Source organism: Pontibacter brevis (assembly GCF_054779655.1).
In genome coordinates, this window is sequence record NZ_BAAGXV010000034.1 from 182,693 (window position 1) to 197,249 (window position 14,557).

The window sequence follows — 14,557 nt, forward strand, 5'->3', positions numbered from 1 at the left end:
CGGATGAGCAGCGTTTTTTAAATAAAATAACGAGGTAGCGCTATCAGGCCTCAAAAAATAAATATTCTATGGAATTAATAAATAAACATGTTCTTGTAACTGGTGCTGATGGTTTTATAGGAAGCCACTTAGTAGAGCGCCTGTTAGAGGAGGGCTGCAAGGTCAGAGCATTTGTGTATTACAACTCTTTCAACAGCTGGGGGTGGTTAGATAATTTTCCAAAAGAAAAGCTGGAGCAGGTAGAGATCTTCTCGGGCGATATACGGGACCCGAATGGGGTGCGTACCGCAATGAAAGACATAGAAGTGGTGTTCCACCTGGCGGCCCTTATCGCCATTCCGTTCAGCTACCACTCCCCCGACAGCTACATCGACACCAACGTAAAGGGAACTCTGAACATCGTGCAGGCAGCAAGGGACATGGGAGTGGAGCGTGTGCTGGTAACTTCTACCTCCGAAGTGTATGGCACGGCCCAGTATATTCCCATTGATGAGAAACACCCGCGGCAGCCACAGTCGCCGTATTCCGCCTCTAAAATAGGCGCAGACTGCATCGCCGAATCCTTTTACAGGAGCTTCAACCTGCCGCTTACCATTGTCCGCCCCTTCAATACCTATGGTCCGCGTCAGTCTGCCCGGGCCGTTATACCAACCATCATCACACAGCTGCTACAAGGCAAAACCGAAATCAAACTCGGTGACCTGACACCTACGCGGGACCTGCTGTTTGTAAAAGATACCGCCAATGGCTTCGTGCAGATTGCAAAATCAGAGAGCCTGATAGGGGAGGACTGCAACATTGCCACTGAGTCTGAAATCTCTATCGGGGAACTGGCGCAGAGTATTATCGACCAGATTAACCCTGATGCTAAGATCATCCAGGATGAAGTGCGCCTCCGGCCTCAGAAGAGCGAAGTATTCCGCTTGTACGGCGCGAACTGCAAAATCAAGCAGCATACCGACTGGCAGCTGAAGTACAACCTGGAGGAGGGTGTCAGGGAAACTATTGCCTGGTTCAGAGACAAAGAGAACCTGCGCCACTACAAAGCGGATATTTACAACATTTAGGCCGACTCCATTATTAACAAACTAACAAAAATCATGGAGCAAACGAGCAAGTACAGCCACATTATAGATTTTATTAAAACCCTTTTCCCGGGCCAGGACTTCATCCCGTTGCACGAACCTCTTTTTATCGGGAACGAAAAGAAATATGTTGCCGATGCAATTGACTCCACCTTCGTATCCTCGGTGGGGGCCTACGTAAACCGTTTCGAAGAGATGATGCAGGAAATTACAGGGGCAAAGTATGCAGTGGCCACGGTAAACGGTACGGCTGCCCTGCATATGGCGCTTCTGGTAGCCGGCGTGAAGCGGGGCGACGAAGTACTGTCGCAGGACCTGACCTTTATTGCAACGGCCAATGCCATCAGCTACATCGGCGCACATCCTGTTTTCCTGGATATAGACCGAAAGACGTTGGGCTTGTCTGCCGATAAGTTAGAGGCTTTTCTGCAGGAGTATGGGCAGAAGGGAGAGAACGGCACCATCAACACCAGCACGGGTAACCGGATAGCGGCCTGTGTGCCCATGCATACGTACGGTTTTCCCTGTGAAATAGAGCGCATAGCCGCCATTTGCCGTGAGTGGGAGATCCTGCTCATAGAAGATGCTGCGGAGTCCTTAGGGAGCTATTACAAGGGCAAACACACCGGCACCTCCGGGCTGCTGGGCACTTTCAGCTTTAACGGAAACAAAACTGTGACCTGTGGCGGAGGCGGCGCTATTGTAACAGACAACGAGGAGCTTGCCAAGCTTGCCAAACACCTGACCACACAGGCCAAGATGCCTCATGCATGGGAGTTTAACCATGACCACATTGGCTACAACTACCGTATGCCTAACCTGAACGCAGCACTGGCCTGTGCCCAACTGGAGCAGCTGCAGACTTTTGTGGAGAACAAGCGAGGTTTGGCAGAAACGTACAAATCCTTTTTCAGCGAAGTAGAGAACATTACCTACTGCGAGGAAGGGCAGGATGCAAAAGCAAACTACTGGCTGAACGCCCTGCTGCTGGACAGCAAAGAAGCACGCGATACTTTCTTAAAGGAGGCAAACAGCAACGGGGTTATGTTGCGCCCTGCCTGGACGCTGATGCACAAGCTACCCATGTTCCAGAACTGCCAGCACCATGATGTAAGCGTCAGCGAATGGGTGGAGGAACGATTGGTTAATATTCCGAGCAGCGTAAGGTTAAAGCCATGAAAAAAATTGCGCTATTCGGGTACTCGGGCCACGCATACGTTGTGGCAGATGCCATTAAGCTGAACGGGGATGAAATAATGGGGTACTATGAGAGAGCAGAAGCCCAGGCGAACCCCTTTGGGATTACCTACTTAGGCTATGAGCAGGATGCCGAGACGTTATTGCCACTGAAGGCTGAAGGAATTCCCGGAATCGTTGGGGTCGGAGAAAACAACATCCGGCAAAAAGTCATGCTTTTCCTGGGGAGCCAGGGCGTATCCTGTACTTCTGTTATTCATCCAACGGGCATTGTCTCCGGTATGGCTACGATAGGTGAAGGCACGTTTGTGGCTGCCGGCGCTAAAGTGAATCCACTGGCAAAAGTTGGAGCAGGCGTCATTCTCAATACAGGTTGTATTGTGGAGCACGAGTGCAGCATCGGCGATTTTGCACACATTGCCCCGGGTGCTGTACTGGCTGGCAGTATAAGCGTTGGCGAAGGCAGTTTTATTGGCGCTAATGCTGTGGTTAAACAGGGAGTGCGAATCGGGAGTAAGGTAGTAGTGGGAGCCGGTGCGGTTGTGTTGAAAGACGTACCCGACAATCAGACCTGGGTCGGAAACCCGGCCAGAGAAACAAATAAGTAAGCAAAGCCACGAAGTAGCGGAGGCCGGTGTAAAGCATTGGTAATGTTGCTTTAGCAGAAAAAGTAACAAGCGAAATAGCTGGTGCAGGAGCAGATTGATCTAAACCAAAGCATGTAAAACTACGATACAGTAACATAACTGCTCTGCATGCATAAAATTAGTTCATAAAACACGGGAGTAAGAAAACACTTGATTAGAGTTGGATCTTACCCTTGAACCAAAGGGAAAAACAGATATAGAGAAAGAAGTAAAAGAAATCAAAAAAATGACAAAAACACTCATCATAGCCGAGGCAGGTGTAAATCATAATGGCAGTATAGAACTAGCTAAAAAGCTGGTAGATGCTGCTGTTGAAGCAGGTGCAGATATAGTGAAATTCCAGACTTTTAAAGCAGAGAAGGTTTCAAGTAAACTGGCTGCAAAGGCAGAATACCAGAAGCAAACTACAGGAGAGGAAACTTCTCAGTTAGCAATGTTAAAGAAGCTGGAATTAACTGAGGATGATCATGATACGTTGATTTCTTACTGTTCAGATAGAGGAATATTCTTTCTGTCCACTCCCTTTGATCTTGACAGTATTTTGTTGTTGAAAGAGAAAGGAATCAGAATAGGTAAAATACCCTCCGGGGAAATTACCAATCTTCCCTATATAGAAGCCATGTCTAATGCCTTTCCGGAAATCATACTGAGTACCGGAATGGCTACTATACACGAAGTGGCGTCTGCTCTTTCCATATTATTGAACAACGGCACCAAAAAGGAAAACATCACCATACTGCACTGCAATACAGAATATCCAACCCCAATGCAGGATGTGAATCTGAGGGCTATGCTCCATATAAAGAACCATCTGGAAGTTAAGGTCGGATACTCTGATCACACCCTGGGCATAGAAGTTCCGATTGCAGCTGTGGCGTTGGGGGGTACCGTGATAGAAAAGCATTTTACCCTGGACAAGAACATGGAGGGGCCGGACCACCGGGCTTCCCTGGAGCCAGCAGAACTAACAGCCATGGTAAAAGCTATCCGCAACATTGAGCAAGCAATGAGTGGAAGCGGTGTAAAAGAACCTTCTCCTTCAGAGAAACCAAATATCTCATTGAGCAGGCGCAGTATACACCTGGCAGTAGATGTTAAGGAGGGTGATGTATGTAAACCGGAGCACCTGATTATGAAAAGGCCAGGTGATGGCATTAGCCCTATGGAGTATAAAAACTTAAACAACAAAACGTATTCAAGAAACTTAGAAACTGACCATAAACTTGACTGGAATGATTTCAAATAACAATGCGAATGTTTTATCAATACATCAACCTAGTTATTTTCCCTGGCTTGGACTATTAGACAAGATAAATAAAAGCGACGCTTTCATCCTGATGGATGAAGTGCAGTTAGCAGATAGGGCATACCAGCACAGAAACATCTTTTTGACAACGGGTGGTTCAGAAAAGTACCTTACGGTGAATATTTCCAAAAAAGGCTACAGGGGTAAGTATATTAAAGAACTGGAGCTGTCAAACCCTGACTGGCAGAAAGAGCACTTTTATTTTATTCAGGATAATTATAAAAAGCACCCTTTTTTTGATGAGGTGATAGAAGTTATACAGGAGGTGTATGAGAAGGATTATAAGTTTCTGATAGACCCCTTGTACGATTCCATGCGAATCGCGCTCAAAATGTTCGGTATCAGGACCCCCGTCAGGTTAATGAGCGAACTTGACTATGACAGGTCATTGAAAAAAGATGACCTCATTCTGGAACTGGTAAAACAGGCTGACGCCAAGACGTATCTTTCCGGCACGGGTGCTCTTAAATACATGGACACTGACAGGTATGAACAGGAAGGCATCAAAATAGAGGTGCAGGAGTTTTCTCACCCGCACTATCCCCAGCTTAACTCTCCTGACGAATTTAAACCCGGAATAAGTTGCCTGGACATGCTTTTTAATATCGGTATAAAGGAAGCAAGTGCTGTTCTACAAGAAACCTCAAAAAATGAAGTTTAACTTTAACCAATTACCATCCATAGAGACGCAGAACCTTTTGCTAAGAAAAGTAACACTTTCTGACGCGGAGGATGTATTTGCTTTTACCAGTGACAGCAGAACATCGGAAAGGTTAACCTGGGAACCGCATAAAGATGTAGACCACACGCGCAATTTTCTTAGATCCCTGATAGAAAAATACGAACAGAATGTTGCTGCTCAGTGGGCGGTTTGCCTGAGGTCAACCAACAAAGTGATCGGGTTCTGTGGCTTCATCAACTATCATGAGGAACATAAAAAAGGGGAAGTTGCCTATGTGTTGTCTCCGGAGCATTGGGGAAAAGGGTACTTAACAGAAGGGTTAAATGCTATCATACAGCACTGCTTTACTTTTTTTGACTTTAACAGAATAGAGGCTAAGTGTGAAGCCGACAACATTGCTTCAGAAAAAGTGATGCAGAAAGTAGGAATGAAATCAGAAGGATATATGCGCCGCTACATCATAAGAAAAGGAAATGTGCATGATTATAAGCTTTACTCAATCATAAAAGAGGACTACAGCAATTTAAATACAGCTAAATGACAAATAACAAAGTTTCTATAGGTGTTTTTACAGGCAATAGAGCTGAGTTTGGTATTCTGTTTCCCCTATTAGAATTATTAGAAAAGAAGTACAACGTCATACTTTTTGTTTCCGGGGCACACATATTGCCTGAGTGGAATACAATTTCAGAGGTAGAAAACCTGATCAATGAGCACCGTCTGAACATAGAAATTCAGCGCATTGACTACGAAAATAAAGACCATTACCACGATAGCCTGACGAACATTTACTCAAAGGTATTTTTGCTTCTCAGCGAATTCAAGAAGACAAAAAATATGGAGTTGTCGGTTGTGCTTGGAGACAGGGTTGAAACCTTTGCATACACTTCTGCTTCCTTTTTCAATCAAATTCCCATCGTGCATTTATATGGAGGGGATGTGGGCAACGTACCCTATTTCGATACAAACCTGCGCCATGCCATAACAAAGCTTTCGCATTTACACCTGGCAAGCAATGCACAGAGCCACAAAGTTTTGTTACAACTAGGCGAAGAACCCTGGAGGTGCCATGATGTGGGGAACTTAAGCTTAGATAATTACAGGCTTGGAAATTATACACCCAAGGCGCAACTCATTGATGAACTGGGTTTGGATGCTGATGAGAAAGTAATACTTTTTACTTACCATCCCAGCCAGTTCAAAAGTGCAGAAGAGAATTTTCAGCACTTCAAACTGATCTACGATACCTTAGATTCAAACCACCTTCAATCCATTATAACCTATCCTAATAATGATGAGGGACACCTGGACATCACGCACTTTCTTGATAGTGCTCCTGCAGGAGGCAAAATCAAAATAGTGAAGAATCTTGGAATAAGAAAATACCTGGGAATCCTGAAAGAACTCGATGCGATAGTGATAGGGAACTCAAGTAGTGGCCTGTATGAAACAGCCTATACGTGTACCCCTGCTTTAAATATTGGGGACAGACAGACTGATCGTCCGAGAGGCCAAAACGTAATTGATGTGCCTCTGGACCAGCTGGATAGTTTGCCTTCGATTTTAAGCAATATCGTTAAGAACTACGAAGAAATAAAACAGGAGAATACCAGGAGTAAAAACTTCTTTGGGGATGGAAGCACCTCGATGAAGTGTTTCGAACAAATTGACTTGTTTTTATCTGTTGATAAAAACAAAAGAATATTTAAGCTATTTGAACTGAAATGAGAAACATACTGGTAGTTTCTGCGCATCCCGATGATGAGGTACTGGGAGCCGGAGGAACCATGCTGAAGCACAAGGCGAAGGGTGATGCTGTGTACTGGTTGATAGTGACCAATATTTTTGAAAAACATGGGTTTACAGCAGAAAGAGTTAAATCCCGGCAGCAGGAAATAGAAGAAGTTGCAGCACGCTTAGGTGTGACGAAAACTTTTAAACTGGATTATCCTACCATGACTTTATCAAGCTCAAGCCTGATAAAGCTTATCCCGGATGTTTCAGCGGTTTTTCAGGAAGTAGAGCCCGAAATTGTTTACTGCCTCAACAGATCCGACGCCCACTCAGACCACAGGTTTATCTTTGATGCTGTAATGGCCTGCACAAAGTCTTTTCGTTACCCGTATGTAAAGCAGGTGCTCATGTATGAGTGCATTTCTGAAACCGAGTTTGCGCCGGCTCTTCCTGAAAAAGCTTTTCTGCCGAACTATTACGTAGACATATCGGCGTACCTGGACGAGAAGCTGAGCATCATGAAGATCTATGCATCTGAGCTGGGAGAGCATCCCTTTCCTCGTTCCATAGAGAACATTAAAGCCCTGGCACATTTCAGAGGGGCGAGCGTAGGCGTACAATATGCCGAAGCTTATCAACTCATCAAATACATTGATAAATAATATGAACGACTACCACAGGCACATCATCAGGTGTAACTCACCCATGAAGCAGGCACTGGCACAGCTAAATGAGCTGGCTGCTGATGCTATTCTTTTTGTTGTAGATGAAAATGAGAAGCTGATGGGCTCCTTAACAGATGGAGACGTGAGAAGAGGATTTCTGCGGGGGCTTAGCATGGATGATGTAGTAGATGCCTATATTCAGCCAAACCCCAAATACCTGCAGAAGGGAGCCTACACCATTGAAGAGGTGATTAGCTACCGGAAAAACAACTTTAAGATTATACCGGTACTCTGCCAGGATGGAAAGATCGTGAATGTGATCAACTTCAGGTTCCTGAAGTCTTATTTGCCCATGGATGCCGTACTGATGGCCGGCGGCAGAGGGTCCCGTTTGAGGCCTCTGACTGATACCACTCCTAAGCCCCTGCTGAAGGTGGGAGACAAGCCAATTATTGAGCATAACCTGGACCGCCTTATCAGCTTTGGGATTGACGACTTCTGGATGTCGGTGCGCTACCTGGGGGAGCAACTGGAGGATTACTTTGGCGATGGCAGCTCCAGGTATGTGAATATTAAATACGTATGGGAAGATGAGCCATTGGGTACCCTGGGTGCTGTTAGCAAGATAGATGAATTTCAGCACGACTGTATCCTGGTGACTAATTCTGACATACTCACCAACCTGGACTACGAAGACTTTTACCTGGACTTTAAAGCCAAAGATGCAGCTCTCTCCGTCGTGTCTATACCTTATACAGTCAGCATACCCTATGCGGTGTTGGAGACAGAAAACGGGAGTATAAAAAACTTTAAAGAAAAGCCTACTTACACCTATTACTCTAATGGCGGTATCTACCTGATCAAAAAGGACGTATTGAAATACATCCCTAAAGATACCTTCTACAATACAACAGATCTGATGGAGCTGCTAATCAAAAACGGATACCTGGTAAACTCTTATCCCTTACGGGGTTACTGGCTGGACATAGGTAAACCGGAAGACTTTAAGAAAGCTCAGGAAGACATTAACCAGATAAAGTTTTAGAATGAATATATTGATGACTATTTGTGCAAGAGGGGGGTCTAAAGGAATACCAGGGAAAAATATAAAAGAGCTGAACGGCTCTCCTCTGATTGCTTATTCAATAAAGACTGCGAAAGAATTTGCTAAAAAGTATAAGGCTGATATTTCGCTCAGTACCGATGATAGCGTGATTAAAGCAAAAGCAGCTGAATTCGGAGTGATAACAGACTATACCAGGCCTGAGAGCCTGGCGAATGACACAGCAGGAAAGATAGACGTTATTCAGCACCTTCTGGATTATGAAGAAACGAACAGAGGCAAGAAGTATGACTATGTGATAGATCTGGATATAACCTCTCCCTTAAGAACACTTCAGGATCTTGAAAGCGCCTTGAACATGCTCGAAAACAAGCCGGAAGCTTTAAATATTTTCTCTGTGAGCCCTGCCAGGAGAAACCCTTATTTCAATATGGTAGAGGAACAGGGAGATGGATTTGTACGCGTTGTAAAAAAGTCACGTGATATTAAATCCAGGCAGGATGCGCCTCCCGTTTACGACATGAATGCCTCTTTTTGTGTTTTCCGCAGAAGATTCTTTGAAGAAGGGCTGGCCATAGGTACCACCGACCGCTCTCTTGCCTATGTTATGGAGCATACCTGCTTTGACCTGGATCATCCTATCGATTTTCAAGTAATGGAGATAATGATGCGGGAAGGGTTAATAGAACTGAAACTATGAGAGTGCTGATAGTAGGATTAGGCTCCATTGCTCAGAAACACATACATGCTTTACGCAGGCTCAAACCAGACATAGATTTGCTTGCATTACGTACTGGAAAATCGAAGAACGAATTGCCAGGAGTAAAGAACGTTTACCAGTTGGATGAGGTGGATGGTGACTTAGACTTTGTTATCATTTCTAACCCAACAAGCAAGCACCTGGAGAGCATTAAGAACCTGGTATCACTTAAGGTGCCTATGTTTATAGAGAAACCTCCTTTAGCTACATTAGAAGGGGCTGATGAGGTTTTAGAGCTCCTGGAAAGAGAGCAGATTACAACTTATACTGCCTTTAATTTAAGGTTTCACCCCATTCTGGGCTGGGTCAGGGATAACATAAAAGATAAAAGAGTACTGGAAGTACAGGCTTATTGTGGATCTTATCTGCCAGACTGGCGGCCTGACACAGATTACAGGAATGTGTACAGCGCCAAAAAAGAACTCGGTGGCGGTGTGCATTTAGATTTGATCCATGAAATGGACTATATGAAGTGGATTTTTGGTAATCCCCAATCTGTCCATGGCTTTGTTTCTAAAGTATCTGATTTAGAAATTGATGTGCCTGATGTTGCACATTACTGGCTCACTTATGAGCGGATGGTAGCAGGTATTACCCTTAACTACTACCGCCAGGACGCCAAAAGAACGCTGGAGATAGTCTATGACGACACCACATGGCATGTTGATCTTGTAAACAATCAGGTTGTTGATTCATCAGGTAAGATGCTGTTCAAGGCGTCACCAACCCGCCTGCAAACTTATGAAAACCAAATGAGCTATTTTCTGGACTGTCTGCAAACTGGTAGAAAGCCAATGAACGGCTTACATGAAGCTCTCCAGACCTTGGAAATGAGCCTGAACATTAAAAACAGATAAAATGATACTAGACGGTAAAGTTATACTTGTTACAGGTGGAAGCGGCCTGCTAGGCAAGGCTTTTATAGATGATCTGAAAGCCAAAGGAGCTATTGCCTTGAACTTAGACATCAATGTAAAGACAGACTTCCAGAAGGGAGATGTTTTTTGTGATGTAACAGATGATAAAAGTATATATGCTGCCATTGATGAAATAACAGATGAGCATCATAAAATAGATGGCTTAGTTAACAGTGCCTATCCACGAACCAACGACTGGGGGGCAGCCTTTGAGGAAGTAGATGTAAACTCTTGGAGGCAGAATGTGGACATGCAATTGAATAGTTGCTTTGTGATTACGCAGGCAATTCTAAAGCATATGAAGCAGTTTGAGGCTGGGAGTGTGGTCAACATAGCCTCTATTTATGGAGTTGTTGGAAATGACTTTACAGTATACGAAGGCACCTCCATGACTTCTCCGGCAGCCTATTCAGCCATAAAGGGAGGCATTGTAAACTTTACCAGGTATCTCGCAGCCTATTATGGAAAGCATGGGATAAGAGTAAATTGTGTGTCCCCGGGAGGCATTTTTAATTCCCAGCCCGAGCCTTTTGTGAAAGCTTATGAGAAAAAGGTTCCTCTCAAGCGCATGGGGTATCCGGATGATATTGCCCCCGCAGTTTCTTTTCTTCTCTCGGATGAAGCCAGGTATATTACCGGACAAAATTTAATGGTAGATGGTGGCTGGACGGCAATTTAGTCTGCTTCGCTAACGGTTAGCGCGTTATTTTCAGTGAAGCCAGAATTACCGGCACGAAAAATAAGTGCGTGCTGATACAAATAAGATTTTATGCAGGAAACTACCAGTAGCCGTTTTAAGTGCTGCCAGTGTGTTAAAAAACTGCCTTTGCAGGAAATATAAAATAAACGGTTTCCGTAGAAAAACGACAGCCCCGGTGTTTGTGAGTCAGGCCTAGTCACCAGCATGTTGAATCGGTCTCGAGGCATCTTGAGCTATACATGAGCTATACAGTAATTAAAATCCTGGCGGAGAAAGCTTCAACTACAGGTGTTGATGATGAAGTTGGTTTTTAATTCGTAGAACAAAATATTTTTAGAGTAAACCCAAACTAATTGAAATCATTTATAAATAAATACTTCGATAACTTTGCCTATTTCTACCATCACCTGGGCTACAGAATTTTTGTTTCTGTAGGCTTAAGTATCATGGTAGGGGTACTTGACGGCTTTGGTCTGGCCATGTTTCTGCCACTACTGCAGATGATAGACAGCAGGAGTGGCGGAGATGTTGATTCTGAGCAAATGGGTAACCTCTCTTTCCTTATCGATGGCCTGACATCTATGGGATTCCAGCTCAACCTGCAAACTGTTCTGATAGTTATGCTGCTGTTCTTTTCGCTGAAAGGGGTGATGAAGTTCCTGGAGGGGTATTATAAGGTTGTGTTGCAGCAAAGGTTTATCCGGCAAATCCGCTTTTCAAACATAAACCTGCTCTCGGGCTATCTGTACAAAGATTTTGTTAGCAGCGACTCCGGTAAGATACAGAATACCTTTAGTGGTGAAGTAGACAGAGTCATGCAAGCTTACCAGACATACTTCAAAACGTACCAGTATGGAGTAATGGTGATGGTTTATACTGCTTTTGCCTTAATGGCCAATGCGCAGTTCGCTCTCTTTGTTGCAATTGGGGGAGTGGTGACCAACTTTATTTTCAATGCATTTTACAAAAAAACAAAGCTTTATTCTAAAAAGTACACCCAGCAGTCACATGGCTTCCAGGGGCTTCTGATTCAGATGGTGACAAACTTCAAATACCTGAAAGCATCTGGCTTAATTGAAGAGTTCGGCCTGAAATTAAAGAGGTCCATAACCGGGCTAGAATTAGTACAGCGGAAGTTAGGAACCCTGTCTGCTGCGCTTGCAGCCATACGCGAGCCCTCTGTTATACTGGTAGTAGTGGTGGTTATTCTGGTGCAGGTAAACCTGTTCGAACAGAGCCTGGGGTTAATTATCCTGAGCTTACTGTTCTTTTACCGTGCGTTAAACTTTTTGATGTCTGTCCAAAACTACTGGAACTCATTTCTGGCTGTATCGGGCTCTTTAGATAATATGTCAGAATTCACGGCAGAGTTGGCACGCCATCAGGAACTACCAGGTAAGAGAACATTCGGGAGGTTTGAGCAGGAAATTGAGTTGAAGAACCTGAATTTCTCTTACGACAATGCCCACATTTTAAAGAATGTATCGCTGCGGATCAGCAAAAATGAAACCGTAGCATTGGTAGGGGAAAGCGGCTCTGGCAAAACAACGCTAATGAATGTACTAAGCGGCTTGTTGCAGGTCGACAGGGGCACGTTCCTGATTGATGGAGTAGACGCGCAGGAGTACGATATAAGGTCCTTCCAGAGAAGGATTGGCTATATTACACAGGAGCCCGTCATCTTCAACGACACTATCTTCAACAACATTACTTTCTGGGATGAACCTACAGAGAAAAACATAGCACGATTTAACCGGGCACTTGAAATAGCCTCGATTTACGACTTTGTGATGAGCCTTCCCGAAAAGGAACATGCGCCATTGGGCAATAATGGTATCATGGTAAGTGGGGGGCAAAAACAGCGCTTGTCCATTGCCCGTGAACTGTACAAAGAGGTTGACTTCCTGTTTATGGACGAGGCCACCTCTGCACTGGATTCTGAAACGGAAAAGAGCATTCAGGAGAATATTGATAAGCTGAGGGGAAAATATACCATCATCATGATAGCACACCGGTTATCGACAGTGAAAGATGCAGATAAGATAATCTATCTGAAGGATGGTGTCATAGAAAATGAAGGTAGCTTTGATGCTCTGAAGGAAACTTCGAGCAGGTTTAAGCAAATGGTTGAAATGAATAATTTATAGGGGTAATCCTTTATAAATCTTATTACAAGCACTTAGCCTGTCAGATGTAGTGCAGGAGCGTCTACTCCGGTTTACTCCTAAGCCATTTTAAAGCCCGCAGGTGCAATATCTTTGCTCCGGCTACCGACACACCGCTGAAGGTCTTTTTCAGGTACAACGGTGCAAATGGGCCTTTTGCAGCAATTAAAAGGTTTCTTCCTTATTTTTCAAGCCCGTTCACTTATTCTCTGAGTGTAAGCCGGTTGGTGCCTTTCTTCCGTCATCCGCCAACTGGCCCTGCCTTTTGCGGTCGGCCTGTACCTGTAACCTTTTTGTTTGGAAGGAGGTTACTATTTGTGTTAGCAAGTTCTTTAGGTATACTGGTTCAGTACAAACTGGCTGTCCGCATTCAACTATCAGATTGCAAAATTGCAAAGTATCTATATGAGTAAAATCGTTTTTCTGGAATTACGTCTTTTTCGAAACAGCATGATTGAAACATACCAAATCAATCAGCTGAAAGAAGCAGGGCATGAAATAGAAATATGGTACCTGGGTAACCTGTTTGGTGTTAGCAACAACGTGATCTTCAATGCTCCGGCAATACAGGAGTATGTGGTGATGATTGATAACCTGAGCCTGCTGAAAGAAAAGGTCAGAACGCTGGCACCTGACTCCGTTTTGTTTTCAACCTTAGGTTTGCCTTATTTCTATCCTATTCTCTTCAGAACCATTAAATCCCGGAAAGATCTCATCTGGATTGGCAGAATTACGAAAAGCATTCCGGCAGGTGGTAGCAGGAAAAGGAAAAGCCCATTCCAGATTGTTTTAGGCAATATCCTGTTTTACAAACTGTACCGGCCTTATAGCAATCTTATACTTTACTTATCTCAAAAAGTAATCAGGAAGTACGGCCATTTGGTAGGATTGAAGGCGTATAGGCCAGACTACCTGATGGTCACCAACAGAAAGCAGGTTCCATCAAATTTTCCACAGGATAAGGTCATCGTGACACATGCTGATGACTATAATGTACACTTATTAAATAAGACCTCAGAAGTTGACCCTGCTTTACAGGATGCAATTGTTTTTTTAGACCAAATGCTCTATTTCCATCCTGACTTCCGGAATCTTGGCGAAGACATGATGGATGTAGAAGGGTATTACAGTAAACTCAACCAGGTGCTGGAGGATCTTTCCCGTATACACGGCAAACCAGTGGTGATTGCGGGGCATCCGGAGTCTGAGAAAAATTTTGGTTACGCTGAAAATTTTAAAGGCAAAAGGTTTGTGGTAGGTAAAAGTGTAAGCCTGGTAAGACATGCATCGGTAGTGGTCAGCCATTATAGCACTGCCGTAAATTTTGCTGCTATCTACGATAAGCCACTGTTGCTGTTAACGAGCAATAGTTTTAACACTTACGATAAGATCCGGAATCCTATCAACTCTTTCTCTAAGGCGTTGAACGCAACTGTTGTCAACATCGATAACTATGACCTGCAGGAACTCAAGCTAAGCGCAAAACCAGATTATAAGCGATACAAGGAGAACTACATTAAGGTTGATAATACACCCGAGGAATTGTCTTATCCTTATGCCGTCAGCTACGTTTTAAATCAACGCAATCTGGCTAACGCAATGTAGCAGCGGTGCCTGTAGCTGTTCAATCTTATTG

At 44.2% G+C, this 14,557-nt stretch carries 14 protein-coding genes; all 14 read left to right on the top strand.

Annotation, left to right across the window (positions count from 1 at the left end; genetic code table 11):
• Positions 1–68: 68 nt before the first annotated feature.
• Positions 69–1,067, top strand: a complete 999-nt coding sequence (locus ACYVB1_RS12650) for an NAD-dependent 4,6-dehydratase LegB (protein WP_460924044.1) — start codon at positions 69–71, stop codon at positions 1,065–1,067.
• Between the two features lie 33 nt (positions 1,068–1,100).
• Positions 1,101–2,264, top strand: coding sequence for a LegC family aminotransferase (locus ACYVB1_RS12655; RefSeq protein ID WP_460924046.1), 1,164 nt, complete (start codon positions 1,101–1,103; stop codon positions 2,262–2,264).
• Positions 2,261–2,890: an acetyltransferase gene (locus ACYVB1_RS12660; RefSeq protein WP_460924048.1), complete on the top strand. Its 630-nt coding sequence runs from the start codon at positions 2,261–2,263 to the stop codon at positions 2,888–2,890. The genes ACYVB1_RS12655 and ACYVB1_RS12660 overlap by 4 nt, the downstream gene beginning before the upstream one ends.
• 199 nt (positions 2,891–3,089) lie before the next feature.
• Positions 3,090–4,175: an N-acetylneuraminate synthase gene (gene neuB, locus ACYVB1_RS12665; RefSeq protein ID WP_460924049.1), complete on the top strand. Its 1,086-nt coding sequence runs from the start codon at positions 3,090–3,092 to the stop codon at positions 4,173–4,175.
• Positions 4,162–4,896, top strand: coding sequence for a WbqC family protein (locus ACYVB1_RS12670; RefSeq protein ID WP_460924051.1), 735 nt, complete (start codon positions 4,162–4,164; stop codon positions 4,894–4,896). Before neuB ends, ACYVB1_RS12670 begins: the two co-directional genes overlap by 14 nt.
• Positions 4,886–5,458 carry a GNAT family N-acetyltransferase gene (locus ACYVB1_RS12675; RefSeq protein WP_460924052.1) on the top strand — a complete coding sequence of 191 codons (573 nt, stop codon included), beginning with the start codon at positions 4,886–4,888 and terminating at the stop codon, positions 5,456–5,458. The genes ACYVB1_RS12670 and ACYVB1_RS12675 overlap by 11 nt, the downstream gene beginning before the upstream one ends.
• Positions 5,455–6,645 carry a UDP-N-acetylglucosamine 2-epimerase gene (gene neuC, locus ACYVB1_RS12680; protein ID WP_460924053.1) on the top strand — a complete coding sequence of 397 codons (1,191 nt, stop codon included), beginning with the start codon at positions 5,455–5,457 and terminating at the stop codon, positions 6,643–6,645. The genes ACYVB1_RS12675 and neuC overlap by 4 nt, the downstream gene beginning before the upstream one ends.
• Positions 6,642–7,313, top strand: coding sequence for a PIG-L deacetylase family protein (locus ACYVB1_RS12685; protein ID WP_460924055.1), 672 nt, complete (start codon positions 6,642–6,644; stop codon positions 7,311–7,313). Before neuC ends, ACYVB1_RS12685 begins: the two co-directional genes overlap by 4 nt.
• A 1-nt stretch (position 7,314) precedes the next feature.
• Positions 7,315–8,361 carry a nucleotidyltransferase family protein gene (locus ACYVB1_RS12690; protein ID WP_460924057.1) on the top strand — a complete coding sequence of 349 codons (1,047 nt, stop codon included), beginning with the start codon at positions 7,315–7,317 and terminating at the stop codon, positions 8,359–8,361.
• Between the two features lie 13 nt (positions 8,362–8,374).
• Positions 8,375–9,079 carry an acylneuraminate cytidylyltransferase family protein gene (locus ACYVB1_RS12695; RefSeq protein WP_460924105.1) on the top strand — a complete coding sequence of 235 codons (705 nt, stop codon included), beginning with the start codon at positions 8,375–8,377 and terminating at the stop codon, positions 9,077–9,079.
• Positions 9,076–9,996: a Gfo/Idh/MocA family protein gene (locus tag ACYVB1_RS12700; RefSeq protein ID WP_460924058.1), complete on the top strand. Its 921-nt coding sequence runs from the start codon at positions 9,076–9,078 to the stop codon at positions 9,994–9,996. The genes ACYVB1_RS12695 and ACYVB1_RS12700 overlap by 4 nt, the downstream gene beginning before the upstream one ends.
• 1 nt (position 9,997) lies before the next feature.
• On the top strand, positions 9,998–10,735 hold the full coding sequence (locus tag ACYVB1_RS12705) for an oxidoreductase (RefSeq protein WP_460924059.1): 738 nt from the start codon (positions 9,998–10,000) through the stop codon (positions 10,733–10,735).
• A gap of 374 nt (positions 10,736–11,109) precedes the next feature.
• Entirely contained in the window at positions 11,110–12,903 is a 1,794-nt protein-coding gene (locus ACYVB1_RS12710) for an ABC transporter ATP-binding protein (protein WP_460924060.1), read from the top strand.
• A 468-nt stretch (positions 12,904–13,371) separates the two neighbouring features.
• Positions 13,372–14,526, top strand: a complete 1,155-nt coding sequence (locus ACYVB1_RS12715; RefSeq protein ID WP_460924062.1) for a hypothetical protein — start codon at positions 13,372–13,374, stop codon at positions 14,524–14,526.
• Positions 14,527–14,557: the final 31 nt, after the last annotated feature.

Bases quoted from the DNA above. Each gene is read 5' to 3' on its own strand.
- ACYVB1_RS12650 (WP_460924044.1), top strand. From the start codon at position 69: ATGGAATTAATAAATAAACATGTTCTTGTAACTGGTGCTGATGGTTTT.
- ACYVB1_RS12655 (WP_460924046.1), top strand. From the start codon at position 1,101: ATGGAGCAAACGAGCAAGTACAGCCACATTATAGATTTTATTAAAACC.
- ACYVB1_RS12660 (WP_460924048.1), top strand. From the start codon at position 2,261: ATGAAAAAAATTGCGCTATTCGGGTACTCGGGCCACGCATACGTTGTG.
- ACYVB1_RS12670 (WP_460924051.1), top strand. From the start codon at position 4,162: ATGATTTCAAATAACAATGCGAATGTTTTATCAATACATCAACCTAGT.
- ACYVB1_RS12675 (WP_460924052.1), top strand. From the start codon at position 4,886: ATGAAGTTTAACTTTAACCAATTACCATCCATAGAGACGCAGAACCTT.
- neuC (WP_460924053.1), top strand. From the start codon at position 5,455: ATGACAAATAACAAAGTTTCTATAGGTGTTTTTACAGGCAATAGAGCT.
- ACYVB1_RS12685 (WP_460924055.1), top strand. From the start codon at position 6,642: ATGAGAAACATACTGGTAGTTTCTGCGCATCCCGATGATGAGGTACTG.
- ACYVB1_RS12690 (WP_460924057.1), top strand. From the start codon at position 7,315: ATGAACGACTACCACAGGCACATCATCAGGTGTAACTCACCCATGAAG.
- ACYVB1_RS12695 (WP_460924105.1), top strand. From the start codon at position 8,375: ATGACTATTTGTGCAAGAGGGGGGTCTAAAGGAATACCAGGGAAAAAT.
- ACYVB1_RS12700 (WP_460924058.1), top strand. From the start codon at position 9,076: ATGAGAGTGCTGATAGTAGGATTAGGCTCCATTGCTCAGAAACACATA.
- ACYVB1_RS12705 (WP_460924059.1), top strand. From the start codon at position 9,998: ATGATACTAGACGGTAAAGTTATACTTGTTACAGGTGGAAGCGGCCTG.
- ACYVB1_RS12715 (WP_460924062.1), top strand. From the start codon at position 13,372: ATGATTGAAACATACCAAATCAATCAGCTGAAAGAAGCAGGGCATGAA.